14 protein-coding genes, 1 tRNA gene and 2 pseudogenes are annotated in these 14,156 nt (G+C 64.6%); 4 read left to right on the top strand and 13 right to left on the bottom strand.

Features of this window, described 5'->3' with window-relative positions; genetic code table 11:
• Positions 1 to 109 precede the first annotated feature (109 nt).
• The 5 genes from yacG to GT370_RS08475 form a co-directional block, all read right to left on the bottom strand.
• The gene (yacG, locus tag GT370_RS08495; RefSeq protein ID WP_270184224.1) at positions 110 to 274 is read right to left on the bottom strand and encodes a DNA gyrase inhibitor YacG; all 165 of its coding nucleotides are present in this window, start codon (positions 272 to 274) and stop codon (positions 110 to 112) included.
• Entirely contained in the window at positions 271 to 1,125 is an 855-nt protein-coding gene (locus GT370_RS08490; RefSeq protein WP_008492206.1) for a ribonuclease E/G, read from the bottom strand. Before GT370_RS08490 ends, yacG begins: the two co-directional genes overlap by 4 nt.
• A complete protein-coding gene (locus GT370_RS08485; protein WP_039884649.1) occupies positions 1,122 to 1,682 on the bottom strand; it encodes a Maf family protein in 561 nt (186 codons plus the stop codon). The genes GT370_RS08490 and GT370_RS08485 overlap by 4 nt, the downstream gene beginning before the upstream one ends.
• Positions 1,667 to 1,885 carry a translation initiation factor IF-1 gene (gene infA, locus GT370_RS08480; protein ID WP_008492208.1) on the bottom strand — a complete coding sequence of 73 codons (219 nt, stop codon included), beginning with the start codon at positions 1,883 to 1,885 and terminating at the stop codon, positions 1,667 to 1,669. The genes GT370_RS08485 and infA overlap by 16 nt, the downstream gene beginning before the upstream one ends.
• 157 nt (positions 1,886 to 2,042) lie before the next feature.
• Positions 2,043 to 2,117, bottom strand: a tRNA-Val gene (locus GT370_RS08475).
• Here GT370_RS08475 and GT370_RS21365 point away from each other — a divergent pair.
• Positions 2,081 to 3,297: pseudogene (locus tag GT370_RS21365) on the top strand (chloride channel protein). The gene GT370_RS08475 and the pseudogene GT370_RS21365 overlap by 37 nt on opposite strands.
• Positions 3,258 to 3,509: a chloride channel protein gene (locus GT370_RS08460; protein ID WP_270184221.1), complete on the top strand. Its 252-nt coding sequence runs from the start codon at positions 3,258 to 3,260 to the stop codon at positions 3,507 to 3,509. Before GT370_RS21365 ends, GT370_RS08460 begins: the two are co-directional and overlap by 40 nt.
• Before the next feature lie 122 nt (positions 3,510 to 3,631).
• On the opposite strand, the gene GT370_RS08455 is transcribed toward GT370_RS08460, so the two are convergent.
• From GT370_RS08455 to def, 8 genes and pseudogenes are all read right to left on the bottom strand, one after another.
• Positions 3,632 to 5,611 carry a prolyl oligopeptidase family serine peptidase gene (locus GT370_RS08455; protein ID WP_270184220.1) on the bottom strand — a complete coding sequence of 660 codons (1,980 nt, stop codon included), beginning with the start codon at positions 5,609 to 5,611 and terminating at the stop codon, positions 3,632 to 3,634.
• A 293-nt stretch (positions 5,612 to 5,904) separates the two neighbouring features.
• Positions 5,905 to 6,330: a hypothetical protein gene (locus tag GT370_RS08450; protein ID WP_144052607.1), complete on the bottom strand. Its 426-nt coding sequence runs from the start codon at positions 6,328 to 6,330 to the stop codon at positions 5,905 to 5,907.
• Positions 6,331 to 6,575: 245 nt separating this feature from the next.
• Positions 6,576 to 9,984, bottom strand: a pseudogene (gene dnaE / locus GT370_RS08445) (DNA polymerase III subunit alpha).
• A 40-nt stretch (positions 9,985 to 10,024) separates the two neighbouring features.
• The gene (locus tag GT370_RS08440) at positions 10,025 to 10,357 is read right to left on the bottom strand and encodes an STY0301 family protein (RefSeq protein ID WP_270184219.1); all 333 of its coding nucleotides are present in this window, start codon (positions 10,355 to 10,357) and stop codon (positions 10,025 to 10,027) included.
• A complete protein-coding gene (locus tag GT370_RS08435; RefSeq protein WP_270184218.1) occupies positions 10,344 to 10,658 on the bottom strand; it encodes a BPSL0067 family protein in 315 nt (104 codons plus the stop codon). Before GT370_RS08435 ends, GT370_RS08440 begins: the two co-directional genes overlap by 14 nt.
• Positions 10,659 to 10,900: 242 nt before the next feature.
• Positions 10,901 to 11,662, bottom strand: a complete 762-nt coding sequence (truA, locus tag GT370_RS08430; protein WP_008492215.1) for a tRNA pseudouridine(38-40) synthase TruA — start codon at positions 11,660 to 11,662, stop codon at positions 10,901 to 10,903.
• Positions 11,659 to 12,564, bottom strand: a complete 906-nt coding sequence (fmt, locus tag GT370_RS08425; RefSeq protein ID WP_008492216.1) for a methionyl-tRNA formyltransferase — start codon at positions 12,562 to 12,564, stop codon at positions 11,659 to 11,661. Before fmt ends, truA begins: the two co-directional genes overlap by 4 nt.
• Positions 12,565 to 12,569: 5 nt before the next feature.
• The gene (gene def / locus GT370_RS08420; protein WP_008492217.1) at positions 12,570 to 13,103 is read right to left on the bottom strand and encodes a peptide deformylase; all 534 of its coding nucleotides are present in this window, start codon (positions 13,101 to 13,103) and stop codon (positions 12,570 to 12,572) included.
• A 135-nt stretch (positions 13,104 to 13,238) separates the two neighbouring features.
• Between def and GT370_RS08415 the strand changes: the two genes are divergently transcribed.
• Positions 13,239 to 13,715, top strand: a complete 477-nt coding sequence (locus GT370_RS08415; protein ID WP_270184217.1) for an Hsp20 family protein — start codon at positions 13,239 to 13,241, stop codon at positions 13,713 to 13,715.
• A 141-nt stretch (positions 13,716 to 13,856) separates the two neighbouring features.
• A complete protein-coding gene (locus tag GT370_RS08410; RefSeq protein ID WP_008492219.1) occupies positions 13,857 to 14,111 on the top strand; it encodes a DUF1150 family protein in 255 nt (84 codons plus the stop codon).
• The last annotated feature ends 45 nt before the right edge of the window (positions 14,112 to 14,156 follow it).

The raw sequence follows: 14,156 nt of genomic DNA, 5'->3' as shown, positions 1-14,156 counted from the left end.
GGGGCCGGTGTCCCCGTCATTTCCTAGAGCAATATGTGTTTAGATTGACGCGCCAGCGTCAAGATAAACACATGAAATTGCTCGCTAAAACAAAACTTAGAGCATCAAGCTAAAGGCTTGATGCTCTACTCCTGCTCCTCATCCTCTTGCTCCGGCGGGGCGGGAGGGCGTAGCTGTCATTCAGCCAGCGGCCGAGATCGATCTCGGCGCAGCGGCGGGAGCAGAAGGGCTTGTGCTCCGGCGTGGCGGGTTTGCCGCAGATCGGGCATTTCATCGGGGCAGGACCTCATGCAAAGGCGGGCGGATGCGCGGGCGCGACAGTTCGGCGAAGCCCAGATGCGACAGGCCGAGCAGATGGGGCCGCAGCGGGTCGGCCCGCAGCGCCAATCGTAGCGGTTCGATCAGCCGCTCGCGCTGGGCTGGCTTCAGCCCGGCGAAATCGATCAAAATGCCGCCGCAGAGATTGCGCAGCACGATCTGCCGGGCGATTTCGGGAATGATCGCCTCATTCAGCGCCAAAGGCGGCATCTGGCTGGCGGTGCTGGCGTCGATATCCAGCAGGGTCGCGGCGGGGGCGGGGGTGATGTGCAGCTTCGCGCCGTGGGGCAATGCCGCCACCGGTTCATGGAGCGCTGCGATTTCGTCTTCCAAAACCGCATCAAATGCCTTTGAATCATGGCGCATACGGCCTTCCAGTAAAGGTCGTAGCGTTGCAATCAGGGCGTAATCGTCGAGCACGACCGCCTCATCCGGGCAGCGCGCGGCGAGGTCCAGGAGCGGGCCGGGGCCGCGTTCGACGAGGCCGATTATCTCGCCGGGCGGGCGGGACAGGGCTTTCAGCCTGGGGCCTTTGCCGCCTTGCGCCGCACGGGTGACGGCGACGCTGACATGGTCACCGATATTCAGGTGTTTGGCCCCGGCGCTGTCGGGCATGAAGCCGCTCAGCTCGCCGCCAAGCGCCAGGAAACAGCCGGCCAGCGCCTTCTCCTTGGCATCGACCCGGGCTGTATAGACATCGCCGACACCATCCGGGGCGTCGCGGTTCCAGAGGTAGAACTCCACCAGCTCATCCCCGCGCAGCCGGGCGATGCGCACCAGCGCGCCGCGCACCGAGGCCGCGATCACCGCCAGCCCAGCCCGCGCAGCAGCTTGGCGGTTTCGTGCAAAGGCAGCCCGACCACGCCGGAATAGGAGCCGGAGAGGAAATCGATGAAGCTGGCCGCCAGCCCCTGGATGGCATAGCCGCCGGCCTTGCCGCGCCATTCCTCGCTGGCGAGATAATCCTTCATCTGCGGCGCATCGAGCCGGGCGAAGCCGACCACCGACTCGACCACCCGGCAGGCGATTCGCCCATCCGGCGCCCGCACGGCCACCGCGCTATGCACTTTGTGCCGGCGCCCGGAGAGCAGGGCCAGATAGGCAGCGGCGTCTTCACGCGACTCGGTTTTATGCAGAATGCGCCGGCCGGCGGCGACGACGGTGTCGGCGGCGATGACGAAGCCGTCCGGCTCGGGACGCAGCTTCTCTAACGCCATGCGCCGCGCAAAAGCGCGGGGCGTTTCGCCCGGTTGGGGCGTCTCGTCGATCTCCGGGGCGGCGATGCGGGCTGGTTCGATGCCGATCTGCCGCAGCAGCGCCAGGCGGCGCGGGCTGGCCGAAGCCAGAATTACTTGAAGCGGAATGTGATCCGGCCCTTGGTCAGGTCATACGGCGTCATTTCGACATTCACGCGATCGCCGGCCAGCACGCGGATGCGGTTCTTGCGCATCTTGCCGCTGGTGTGGGCCAGAATCTCGTGGTCATTATCCAGCTTCACGCGGAACATGGCATTCGGCAGCAATTCAGTGACCATGCCGCTGAATTCGATCATATCTTCTTTAGACAAACACACCTCGATGATGAAAAACAGGAAATCCTGCGCCCAAATGGGCCCCAACGCTTGCCGCGTCAAGGTTTTTAGGCGCCAGGCCGTTTGGTGGGGGCCGCATGAGGGCGCCGCGCCGCAAGGTTAATATACTGATTTTACAGGAAAAAACCGGATATGGTGGGCACAACAGGGATTGAACCTGTGACCCCCACCATGTCAAGGTGGTGCTCTACCGCTGAGCTATGTGCCCATATCCGTGGAGGGGCTATTAGCGATGTTGGGAACAGGAGGCAAGAGGTTGGATTACAGGCTGGGAACGCCAATGCGGCGTTTGCCCCATCTGGCGGGGCGTTTCTGGCGGCGGCGCGCGGCTTTCTGGGCGGCGCCTTGTTGGTGGGGGCGGTGAGCGTGCTGTTCGCCCGGGCCGCCGACGGTGCCGAACATTTGTTTTTTCACTACGACTCGCGAGTCTGGCTGGCGCCGTTGCTGGTGACACCTTTGGGCTATGCGTTTTGCGCCTGGGCGGCGGCGCGGGTGTTCCCGGGCTCGCAGGGCAGCGGCATTCCGCAGGCGATCGCGGCGCGGGAAATTCCGCGCGGCATGGCCAGGCGCAGGCTGCTTTCGGTGCGGATGTGTTTTGCCAAGATCGGGCTGACGGTGGTGGCGCTGATGTGCGGCGCCTCGGTGGGGCGCGAGGGGCCGACGGTGCAGGTGGGGGCGGCGATCATGCTGCAAGTGGCGCGGCTGCGCGGCTTGCAGAATGAGCGCGGGCTGATCCTGGCCGGCTCGGCCGCCGGTATTGCCGCCGCCTTCAATGCGCCGCTGGCCGGGGTGGTGTTCGCGATCGAGGAGATGAGCCGCTCCTTCGAGGTGAAGACCAACGGCATCGTGCTGACCACGGTGATCATTGGCGGCCTGGTCTCGCTCGGGCTGACCGGGAATTATACCTATTTCGGCACCTCCAACGCGGCCATCCAGGGGCTGGGCGGTTGGGGCATGGTGGTGCTGTGCGGCAGCGCAGGGGGCTGCTGGGCGGGCTGTTCAGCCGGCTGATGATGGATATCGGGCTGTGGGCGAAAAGCTGGATTGCGGTGAATGCGCGGGTGCGCGGGCTGGCTTATCCGGCGGTGTGCGGGCTGCTGGTGGCGATTCTGGGGATTTTGTCGCATGGGAGCAGTTTCGGCACCGGCTATGCCACCGCCAAGGCGGCGGTGGAGGGGGTTACGCCGCATTGGTATTTCTGGCCGGCGAAATTCCTGGCGACGCTGATCACCGCTGTTTCTGGCATTCCGGGCGGGATTTTCGCGCCCTCGCTCTCGGTGGGGGCGGGGCTGGGGCGTGGATTGCCGGCGAAGGCGGGCGGGCGGCGAGTGTCGGCGCGCTGCTGGGCATGGCGGGGTATTTCTCCGGCGTGGTGCAGGCGCCGATGACGGCCTTCGTGATCATTCTGGAAATGACCGGCAATACCGGTTCGGTGATCGCGGTGATGCTGGCCTCGATGCTGGGGCTGGGGACGTCGAAGCTGGTCTGTCCGCGCCCGCTTTATCATGAGCTGGCGCATGGCTTCATGCCGCCGCGCCGCACGGCGATGCCGGTGGCGCTGCGCGAGCCGGGGCATAAGGCTGAAGAAAAAGAGTTATAAAAGTTTTTTGGTGCCGCTTTTTTACAAAAAAGCGGCGAGGAGGCCTGGGGTTTTGACGACGGCGTTGCATACGCCCGGCCGTTTTTGCCGCTTTTTGAAAAAAGCGGCACCAAAAACTTTTGCTACCCTGGTTGAAACCCTGGATGCCCCGTCCGCCAGAGGGTGAAGGCCATGATGTCCGCCGTCTCGGCATCGCGTTGCGCGCGGGTGGCGCCGAAGCCATGGCCGCCATCATCCTCCACCCGCAGCAGGATCGGGTTTTTCGAGGCGGTGGCCGCCTGCAGCCTTGCGGCCATCTTCGTCGCCTCCCAGGGCGAGACGCGCGGGTCATGCAGCCCGGTGGTGAGCAGCACCGCGGGGTAATCCACCCCGTCATGCACATGCTGGTAGGCATCCATGGCGAACAGGTCGTGAAAGCCGCGTTCGGTTTTCACGCTGCCGAATTCAGGGATGTTGGGCGGGCCGTTGGGGGAGAATTCGGCGCGCAACGGGTCCGAAACGCCGACCATGGAAATCGCCACCGCCGCCAGCTCCGGCCGCTCGGTCAGCAGCCGCCCGACCGTGATGCCCCCGGCCGAGCCGCCGACCACCCCCAGCGTGCGATGGCCGCAATAGCCCTGGTCGATGAGATGCAGCGCGCAATCCTCCGCATCCTGCCAGCTGTGATATTTCTCCGCCTTCATCCCGGCCAGATGCCAATCCTCGCCCAGCTCGCCGCCGCCGCGCACATGCGCCACCGCGAACACCGCGCCCTGATCCAGAAACGGCAGCCAGCGCCCCATGAAGGCCGGATCCAGCGCGATGCCGTAAGCGCCGTAGGCTTCCATCAGCAGCGTCGCCGAGCCGTCGCGCGTCAGCCCCTTGCGGTAGAGCAGCGAGAGCGGCACGCGCACGCCATCGCGCGCCGGGGCGAGCAGGGTTTCGGTGGTATAGGCGGAGACGTCGATGTCCGGCTGCGGGGCGAGGCCGGTTTCAGTGATCTGGCCATCGGCGCCGGCATGGCAGAACACGCACGGGCGCACCCAGCCTTCCAGCGGGAACCATAGGCCTTCCTGGGTGGGGATGGAAAAAGCCAGATCGGGGTCGAGCGCGCCGGGAAAGGGCAAGGCCAGGGCTGTGAGTTTGCCGTCATCGCCGAGATGGCGCAGCCCCGCCAGGCCAGCGTCGCGGTCGATCAGATAAAGCCCGTTTTTCGCCGCCATGATGGCGCGGATGACCGGCCGGCCGGTGGGCACCATTTCCTGCGCGTCGGCGAAATGCGGGGCGGCGGCGGTGAGTTTCACCACCCGGTAATGCGAGGCATGCTTGTGGGTGAGCAGGAAAATCTCGTCGCCGCGCACGGCGAAATCCGTCACCTGGTCGGCTTGTGTGCAGATCGGCTGCCAGTCCGGCCTGCCGGCCAGCAGAGCCGGCAGGCGGGTGAGATAGAGCGCGATCTCATTGCGCACGCCTTCGTTGATCTGCGCGATGATCAGATCCGAGCCCGGCGTGGCGATGAGGGTGGGGCTGTCGATTGGATTAAGCGCGATGTTGGCGGACAGGCCCGGCCCGAGCAGCCTACGGTCCTCGCCACCATTCAGGAGATGCAGCCAGGCGCTTGAATTTTCCTCATAGCGCGGATCGTCGATGGGGACGTCCTGGTTGCGGGTATAGAAGAAGCCGGCGCCATCGGGCAGCCAGCTGGGATTCGCATCATCCGTGCGGGTGAGGGCGAGCGGGGCGATCTGGCCGGTTTCGACCTCCAGCAGCCGCAGCACGGAATGTTCCGAGCCGCCTTGCGAGATGCCGAAGACCAGATGCGTGCCGGCCGGCGAGGCCTGCCACCAATCCAGCGCGGCGTGGCTGGATTGGGTGGAGAAGCGCATCGGGTCCAGCAGCAGCCGGTCGGCGCCGTTCTGCCCGTCGCGGACATAGAGGCGGGTGGTTTGCGCCTCTGGCGGGCGGCGTTCGGTGAAGATCAGCCTGCCGCCGGTCTGCAGCCCGGCAACGAGGGTGAGGGCGTTGGAATTTTCGGCAATGGCGGCGGCGAGGCTGTCGCGGCCGGGATGTGGGAGAGCACCGCTTCGGCATAGGCGGCCTGGGAGGCGGTGCAGGCGCGCCATTGCGCATCCTCTGCCTCCATCCAGCGATACGGGTCCGAGACGTGCTGGCCCAGAGCGTTTCGCTGAAGGGGCGGGAAGGGAAGGGGAGCGGCTGGTTGGCAACCGTGATGGGGCGCGGGGTGACGTAAGGGCGGGCGGCCCGGGCGGTGCCGGCCAATGCCAGGGCGGTGCCGGCGGCGAGCAGCGCGCGGCGCGAAAGGCGAGGCATAGGCGGCTCCAGAATGGTCTGTTGGCGCATCATCGCGCGCCGGCGGGTGGCGTCAAGCGTCACCCTTAAACCTCATCATGTCGTTTCAGTGACGATAACCCGGTGCGGGCGGCCAGTTTTGCAGGGTCTGCCAGGCATCGCGCGTCAGCAGCAGATTCGTGCCGGCGGGGCATGGCGCGTTCGCGGCGGTGGCGGCGCCGGCCCAGACCAGCACCACACCGTCCGGCCGGATGGCGAGGCTGGAGAAGCTGCCGCCGCCCTGGCGCAAGGCGGCCTCGGAGATCGTGCAGGCCTGGCCGGGGGCGGCCAGGGCGCCGGTGAGGATATAGGCCGTGAGCTGGTTGGGCAAAGCCGGCTGGTGGCCGCTGGCCCTGGCGGCGCCGCCGGCGGGCATGGCCAGCAGCTGGCCGGGGGCCGGCGGCTGATGGGTGAGGCGCGCGCAAAGCATCAACGCCACGAACAGCGCGGCGGCGATGAGATAGGAGATCAGCGGTGTGCCGGAATGGACCATGCGCGGGTCCGGGCGCGGGGCTAACAGCAGCTTTGATTTCAAAGGCTTGGAGGCAGTTGGGCGAGTGGTGCTGGACTTATTCGCCTGGTCTTTGGGCGTTTTGCGCATTTTTTGTCACCTTTTCTGCCTTCCATTTAGGCGATTCTGTGCCGTTTGCGGAGGGGGAAAGATGACGAGGCGGGGTTAATTCAGTGTGAAGGCGGTTTCAGGGGGCTGTGAAAAGGGATGCGCAAGGAGGACCCTCCTCACGCATCCTCCACCAGCTCCACCCCCGCAACAAGTTTCACTGCCTGGGCCAGGCGCGGGGAGACGTTGAAGCCGCCGGGCAGGCGCAGCTCCGGGCGCGTCGGCGTGCCGGTTTTGGGCAGCAGGATGATTTGGCCCTTGCCGCGCCCCTCGCGCTCCAGCAGGGCTTTCAGCGAGGGCACGGCGTCCTCGCGGTCCAGCCAGATTTTCAGCCCCGCCCCGGCATCGCGGGCGGCATTGTCAAGCAGCTGGATGTCGTTGGCGGTGAGGCGCAGCGATTCGCCGTCCAGCTTGGCCTCGGCGGAGACCAGCAAAGCGGTGCCTTCCTGCAGCATTTCGCGGGAGCGGTTGAGCACTTCGGAGAAGAGCGTGACCTCGAAACTGCCCTGCATGTCCGACAGGGTGAGCCACATCATCCGGCTGCCGGTGCGGGTGATGCGCTCTTTCTTGGCGCCCACGGTGCCGGCGAGTTTCACCCGCGCGGTACCGTTTTCCGCCTTGCGCTGGATGGCGCCGGAGGGGGTGACGTCCAGCGCCTTCAGCGCGCGCGCATACATGTCCAGCGGGTGGGCGGAGATGTGAAAGCCGATGGCTTCGGCCTCGAAAGCCAGGCGCTCGCTCTCCGGCCAGTCCGGCCCTTGGGGTAGGCGGATTTTCTCCGGCTCGCCGCCACCGAACAGGCCGATCTGCCCGCTTTCGCGCTCGGCCGCACCGGTCTGGGCGGTGCGCATGATCATTTCCGCGGCGCCGAAGATGCGCTGGCGGTTCTGATCCAGACACTCGAAGGCGCCGGCCTTGGCGAGGATTTCGATTTGCGCCCGGGTGAGGGTTTTGGGATCGATGCGGGCGGCGAAATCGTCGATGGATTTGAACGGCGTGTCGCCACGGGCTTTGACGAGTTCCTCCATCGCCCCCATGCCGATGCGCTTGATGGCGCCGAGCGCGAAGCGGATGGCGTAGCTGCCATCCTCCTGCAATTCCACCTGGAAATCCGGGCCGGATTTGTTCACATCCGGCGGGAGGACCTTGATGCCGTTTTTCATCGCATCGGCGCGCAGCAGCGCCACCTTCTCGGTGTTGGCGATGGAGAGGGACATACAGGCGGCGATGAAGGCAACCGGATGGTTGGCGCGCAGATAGGCGGTCTGGTAGGAGACCAAAGCGTAGGCGGCGGCGTGGGATTTGTTGAAGCCGTAATCCGCGAATTTCGCCATCAGGTCGAAAATCTCGTTGGCCTTCTCGGGGGTGAAGCCTTTCTCCGTGGCGCCTTTCAGGAAGATTTCGCGCTGCGTGTCCATTTCGGCGCGGATCTTCTTGCCCATGGCGCGGCGCAGCAGGTCCGCGCCCGCCAGCGTGTAGCCCGCCATCGCCTGGGCGATCTGCATCACCTGTTCCTGATAGACGATGATGCCGTTGGTCTCGGCCAGGATGTGATGGATGGAGGGATCGGGCGCTTCCCAGGGCGCGCCGCGTTTGCGGTCGCAATAATCAGGGATGTTGGCCATCGGGCCGGGACGGTTGAGGGCCTGGATGGCGACGAGATCCTCGAACCGGTCCGGGCGCATCTGCGCCAGCGCGCCGCGGAAGGCCGCGGTCTCGAACGTGAACACGCCCGCGGTGTCGGCGCGGCTGATCATGTCGTAGGTTTTCTTGTCATCCAGCGGGATTTTGGAGATGTCCAGCTCCACACCCTGCTGGCGCATGAATTTCAGGCAGCGATCGATGATGGTGAGGGTGGTGAGGCCCAGGAAGTCGAACTTCACCAGCCCGACCTGCTCGACATATTTCATCGAATATTGGGTGACGAGAAGATCCGAGCGCGGATCTTTATAAAGCGGCACCAGCTTGACCAGCTCGCGGTCGCCGATGACCACGCCGGCGGCGTGGGTGGAGGCGTGGCGATAGAGCCCTTCGATCTGCTGGGCGATTTCCATCAGCCTTGCCAGCGCCTCGTCGGAATCACGCATGTCCTGAAGTTTCGGCTCGCCTTCGATGGCTTCCTTCAGCGTGACGGGCTTGGCCGGGTTGTTGGGGATCAGCTCCGCCACCTTGTTGACCTGGCCGTAAGGTAGGCCGAGCACGCGGCCGACATCGCGCACCGCCGCGCGGGCCTGCAGCTTACCGAAGGTGATGATCTGCGCCACCTGGTCCGCGCCATATTCGCGGACGACGTATTTGATCACCTCGTCGCGGCGTTCCTGGCAGAAATCGATATCGAAATCCGGCATCGAGACGCGCTCTGGGTTGAGGAAGCGCTCGAACAGCAGCGCGTAACGCAGCGGGTTGAGGTCGGTAATGCGCAGCGCCCAGGCGACCAGAGAGCCCGCCCCGAGCCGCGGCCGGGGCCGACCGGGATCTGGTGATCCTTCGCCCATTGGATGAAGTCCGCGACGATGAGGAAGTAGCCGGGAAAGCCCATCTGCACGATGATGGTCAGCTCGAATTCCAGCCGGTCCCAATATTCCTTCTGGGCCTCGCCTTCGATATTCTCGAAATCCAGGCGCGCGCGCAGCCCTTCCTCGGACATGGCGCGCAGCGTTTCTTCCTCGGTGGCGCCTTCGCGGACTTTCGGGCAGCGCGGCAGCAGCGGTTTGCGCGTGCTCGTCATCACCGTGCAGCTCTGGGCGATGGCGAGCGTGTTGTCGCAGGCATCTGGCAGATCCGCGAAGAGTTCGCGCATCATCGCGGCGGGTTTGAACCAGTGCTCGGGGGTCACACGGCGGCGGTCCTTCTCCGCCAATACGCGGCCTTCGGCGATGCAGAGCAGCGCGTCATGCGCCTCATACATTTCGCGCTTGGCGAAGAAACATTCATTGGTGGCGACGAGAGGCAGCGCGAATTCCTCCGCCAGGAGCAGGAAGCCGGGTTCGGTGGCTTGCTCCACCGGCTCGCCATGGCGCTGGATCTCGATGGCGAGGCGCTCCGGGAAGGCCGCGTGCAGCGCGGCGAGATAGGCGCGGGCCTCGTCGATCTGGCCTTCCGCCAGCAGCCGGCCGATCGGCCCCAGCGCGCCGCCGGTGAGCAGGAACAGCCCTCGCTGAAGTCGCAAAGCTGCTCACGGGTGATTTGCGGCTTGATCGCATCGCCGGTGAGGAAGGAGAGGGAGGAGAGTTTCTGCAGATTGGCGTAGCCGGCCTCGGTCTGCGCCAGCGCCACCACCGGGTCCGGCGGCAGGTTGAAGCCAAGGCGGGTGAGGGCGAGCTGGCAGCCGATGATCGGCTGCACGCCGGATTTGGTGCAGTACTGGGTGAATTCCAGCGTACCGAACATGTTGGAGCTGTCGGTGATCGCCACCGCCGGCATGTTGTCGGCGGCGGCAAGGCTGGCCAGCTTGTCGGGCTTGATCGCGCCTTCCGAGAGCGAGTAGGCGGAATGGACGCGAAGATGCACGAAATCAGCGTGGGGCATGGCGCGAATTTACACGCCCCGGCCGGGGGCGGCTACTGTGTTATTTTTCGCAGACCGCCTGGAAGGGCTGGCCGCCGGCCTGGCAGCGTGCGGCGCCTTGGGCGTGGAGGGTGATGATCTTGTCCGTGCCGGCATATTTGCAGACCAGATAGGGGTCCGCGTTGCGGACATCCCAGCGGTCATAGGCGCCGGATGGAATGGGGATGAGATCGGCCATTTCACCGGGCGGGCCATCGAACAGCGAGGCGTTGTTAAGGCGATGCGAGTCGCCATGCGGCGTTAATGATGCCGGGCACCGCCAGGGGGCAGCAAACGCGGCTTGGCCGAGCATGAGGCTGAGTGCTGAAATGGCGGCCACTCTAGTCCACGACATAATATTGATCTCCATCATCCACCTTGATGCCGGTGCCTTTTTTGAAACGGATCAAGCGCTCATGGACCGGTTGCGTCGTACTATGACCTTTCCATTGATCCAGGACGAGGATGCCATGAGCGTTCTGTCCCAAATAGATAGCCCCATGGCTGCTACCATCGAGATGATTTCCATAGCGTCCATTCACATCGAATGTCGCGATAATGGTGCCGATGGGGAGGTTAGCCCCTTTACGCGTTCGCCTTTCCGCCAAAAAGGAGTCGGTGGAATCGTCGTCACGGCGTGAACGAATGCGATGCATTGTCCGTCTCCGACAGATTTGCCCATAAGAGACTTGGCTTTCATCAAATTTGCAACGTAACTCATGCGATTTGTCTCTCATTTGATTTTATTTTAGTCTCAAATCGATATCAACGGCTGCTTCGCCAGCCGGTTTATAAGGCCATTATAAGTGAGGGGTTTGAGGTATTCATGGCGTCCTCGGACGAGATGAAGTCGATGAAATATTGGAGGGACCGGGCGATTATCAATTGAGCAGCGCGATCAGGCCAGTTCAAGCGGCGGATCATATTCTACCCCGGTGAAATACAGCCCTTCCGCCGGGGCGGTCTGGCCGGCTTTGGGGCGGGATTGGGCGGCCAGGATTTCCGCCATGCGCGATTCGGGCCAATGGCCCTCGCCGACCATTTTCAAAGAGCCGATCATGTTGCGCACCTGATGATGCAGGAAGCTCCGTGCGCTGGTTTCCATGATCACCTTCTCGCCCTCGCGATGCACCGAGACGTAATCCAGCGTGCGCATTGGGCTTTTCGCCTGGCAGGCGGAGGCGCGGAAGGAGGAGAAATCATGATGGCCAAGCAGATGCTGCGCGGCGCGGTGCATGGCCTGCTCGTCCAGCCGGGTTTTCACATGCCAGACGCGGTTCACCTCCAGCGTCGGCGGTTGCGGGCGGTTGAGGATGACATAGCGATAGGAGCGGGATTTGGCGGAGAAGCGGGCATTCCAGCCCGCCGGCGCCACCCCGCAGCGCAGCACCGCGATGGGGTGCGGCTTCAAGTGAAAATTCATCGCCTCGCGGATGCGGTAGGGGGTGAAATCCGGCAGCTCGATCTGCACCATCATCGCCAGCGCATGCACCCCGGCATCGGTGCGGCCGGCGGAGATGGCTTCGGTGATTTCCGCCCCGCCGCGGATGCGCGACGCGGCTTCCTCGATCACCTGCTGGATGGCGAGGCCGTGTTTCTGCCGCTGCCAGCCCATGAAGGGGGTGCCGTCATACTCGATCTCCAGCGCCCACAGGGTCAATAGAAGCGCGCCCCTTCGGGGAGCTTGGTGCCGCGCAGGAAATCGGCGGTGGACATGGCGTTTTTGCCGGCGCGTTGCAGGCGGGTGATGCGCAGCGCGCCCTCGCCGCAGGCGATGGTGAGGTGGTCATCCAGCATCGTGCCGGGAATGCCTTCGCCCGCCACCACTTCGGCGGCGAGGATTTTCAGCACCATGTCGCCCATCAGCGCCAGCGCGCCGGGCCAGGGGAAGAAGGCGCGGATGCGCCGTTCCAGCTGCGCGGCGGGCAGGCGGAAATCCAGCCTGGCATCCTCGCGGGAGAGTTTGGGGGCGTAGTTGGCCAAAGCCTCGTCCTGGATCTCGGGCGTGCTGGGGCTGGCGAGTTCTTCCAGAATCAGGCGTGCGCCGATTTCGGCCAGGCGGTCATGCAAATCGGCGGCGGTGTCCTGCGGGCCGATGGGCGTCGCGCCCTTGCGCAGCATCGGGCCGGTATCCAAGCCTGCTTCCATCTGCATGATGGTGATGCCGGTCTCGTCATCCCCGGCTTCGATGGCGGCCTGGATGGGGGCGGCGCCGCGCCAGCGCGGCAGCAGCGAGCCGTGGATGTTGAGGCAGCCGCGCTTCGGCGCGTCCAGGAAGTCCTGCGGCAGGATCAGCCCATAGGCGGCGACGATGGCGGCATCGAGATCAAGGGCGCGGAAAGCGGCCAGCTCTTCCTCGTTGCGGCGCAGTTTCGGCGGGGTGCGCACCGGCAGGCCGAGCTCAAGTGCTGCGGCATGGACGGGGCAGGGGGTTTCGCGCTGGCCGCGCCCGGCGGGTTTGGGCGGCTGGGCATAGACCGCCGCCACCTCATGCCCGGCGGCGACCAGAGCGCGCAGCGCCGGCACGGCGAAATCCGGCGAGCCCATGAAAGCCAGCTTCATCGCGTTCAGCCTTTGGCTTTCTGCTGTTTGGCCAGCTTGCGCAGCAGCATGTTGCGCTTCAGCGCCGAGAGATAATCCACGAACAACACGCCGTTGAGATGGTCGATCTCATGCTGCAGGCAGGCGGAGAGCAGCCCCTCGGCCTCGATCTCCTGCTTTACCCCTTGCAGATCCTGGTAGCGCACCTTCACCCGCGCCGGGCGGGTAATTTCGGCGTAGAGGTCCGGGATGGAGAGGCAGCCTTCCTCTTGCGTGGCGAGCTCATCGGATTTGGCGATGATTTCCGGGTTGATCAGAGCGAGCGGGGCGGGCTCGTCCTTCGGCGCCACGTCGATCACGATCACCCGCAGCAAGGAATTGATCTGGTTGGCGGCGAGGCCGATGCCGGGCGCCTTGTACATGGTCGCGAACATCGAGGGCACCAACGCGCGCACCGCGTCCGCATCGCCAGGCTGCACCGCGCGGGCGACCTTGCGCAGCACGGATTCGGGATAGATCATGATCGGCAGCAGCGGCGCGTCGGTTTGTGTCTCTGACATGCCACGCATGTAATCCCCCGCGCGGCGGGCTGCAACGCGCCCTCTTGCATCGCTGTGAAACCGTGCCAACATGAAGCCCCGGATGCCTCGAACGAGGGTCCTTAACCGCTTCGCTCATTTGGGGGAGCCTTGACCATGACGACACGCGTTTTCACCTCGCCTTTATTTCTCGGCTTCGACCATCTGGAACAGATGATTGAGCGGGCGGCGAAAAATTCCTCGGACGGGTATCCGCCTTACAATATCGAGCAGCTCAGCCCGGTTTCGCTGCGAATCACCCTCGCGGTGGCCGGATTTACCATGGATGACCTGCAAATTACCCTGGAAGATAACCAGTTGGTAATACGCGGGCGCCAGACTGACGATGGCCAGGGGCGGGTGTTCCTGCATCGAGGCATCGCGGCGCGGCAGTTCCAGCGGGCCTTCGTGATCGCGGAAGGGATCGAGGTGAAGGGCGCTTGGCTGGATAATGGCCTGCTGCATGTGGATCTGATCCGCCCAGTGCCGCAGCCGGTGGTGAAGACCATCCCGATCGCGCGCGGTCAGGGCAAGGTGACCGCCCGACCCGCATGGTGGATGGGGACTGAGCCGGCAGGACGAATGCGCGCCTGAGATAGGTCAGCGCGGTATTTAGGTCAGCACGGTTGATGTGACGGAAATTTGACGGCGCCGGGCTGATCCCGACGCGAGACTATGACGTATACAGGAACCCTGGGCCGAAAGAATCCGCCGGGGAGCCCGAAAGGATGACAGATGAACATCAAAAACCATGACGGCACGACCAATTTCGTCCCAGGCACGGTCCTGGACATTCATCACATCTCGCCCGCCCAGCTGGCCCAGCTGGGGATGGAGGAGATTGCCTTCGTGAAGCCGGTGGTGACGGAACAGGGGCCCGCCTTTGCCATTCACGCTGCCGATGGCACGCCGATTGCCATTGCCGATAATCCGCAGCTGGCGGCGGCGGCGATCATCCAGAACGACATGCTGCCGACTCTGGTGCATTGATCCGCGGGCATTGATCCAGGGGCATTGATCCAGGGACATTGATCC

It is taken from the genome of Acidocella sp. MX-AZ03 (assembly GCF_027626035.1).
Taxonomy (GTDB): domain Bacteria; phylum Pseudomonadota; class Alphaproteobacteria; order Acetobacterales; family Acetobacteraceae; genus Acidocella; species Acidocella facilis.
This window is presented reverse-complemented; position numbering and strand designations above follow the sequence as displayed.

Excerpts from the sequence above, each read along its gene's own strand:
- def (WP_008492217.1), bottom strand. The coding sequence starts at position 13,103 with ATGTCAGAGACACAAACCGACGCGCCGCTGCTGCCGATCATGATCTAT.
- GT370_RS08450 (WP_144052607.1), bottom strand. The coding sequence starts at position 6,330 with ATGGTCCATTCCGGCACACCGCTGATCTCCTATCTCATCGCCGCCGCG.
- GT370_RS08415 (WP_270184217.1), top strand. The coding sequence starts at position 13,239 with ATGACGACACGCGTTTTCACCTCGCCTTTATTTCTCGGCTTCGACCAT.
- yacG (WP_270184224.1), bottom strand. The coding sequence starts at position 274 with ATGAAATGCCCGATCTGCGGCAAACCCGCCACGCCGGAGCACAAGCCC.
- GT370_RS08460 (WP_270184221.1), top strand. The coding sequence starts at position 3,258 with ATGGCGGGGTATTTCTCCGGCGTGGTGCAGGCGCCGATGACGGCCTTC.
- GT370_RS08435 (WP_270184218.1), bottom strand. The coding sequence starts at position 10,658 with ATGCATCGCATTCGTTCACGCCGTGACGACGATTCCACCGACTCCTTT.
- fmt (WP_008492216.1), bottom strand. The coding sequence starts at position 12,564 with ATGAAGCTGGCTTTCATGGGCTCGCCGGATTTCGCCGTGCCGGCGCTG.
- GT370_RS08455 (WP_270184220.1), bottom strand. The coding sequence starts at position 5,611 with ATGGCGCGCCTGCACCGCCTCCCAGGCCGCCTATGCCGAAGCGGTGCT.
- GT370_RS08410 (WP_008492219.1), top strand. The coding sequence starts at position 13,857 with ATGAACATCAAAAACCATGACGGCACGACCAATTTCGTCCCAGGCACG.
- GT370_RS08440 (WP_270184219.1), bottom strand. The coding sequence starts at position 10,357 with ATGTCGTGGACTAGAGTGGCCGCCATTTCAGCACTCAGCCTCATGCTC.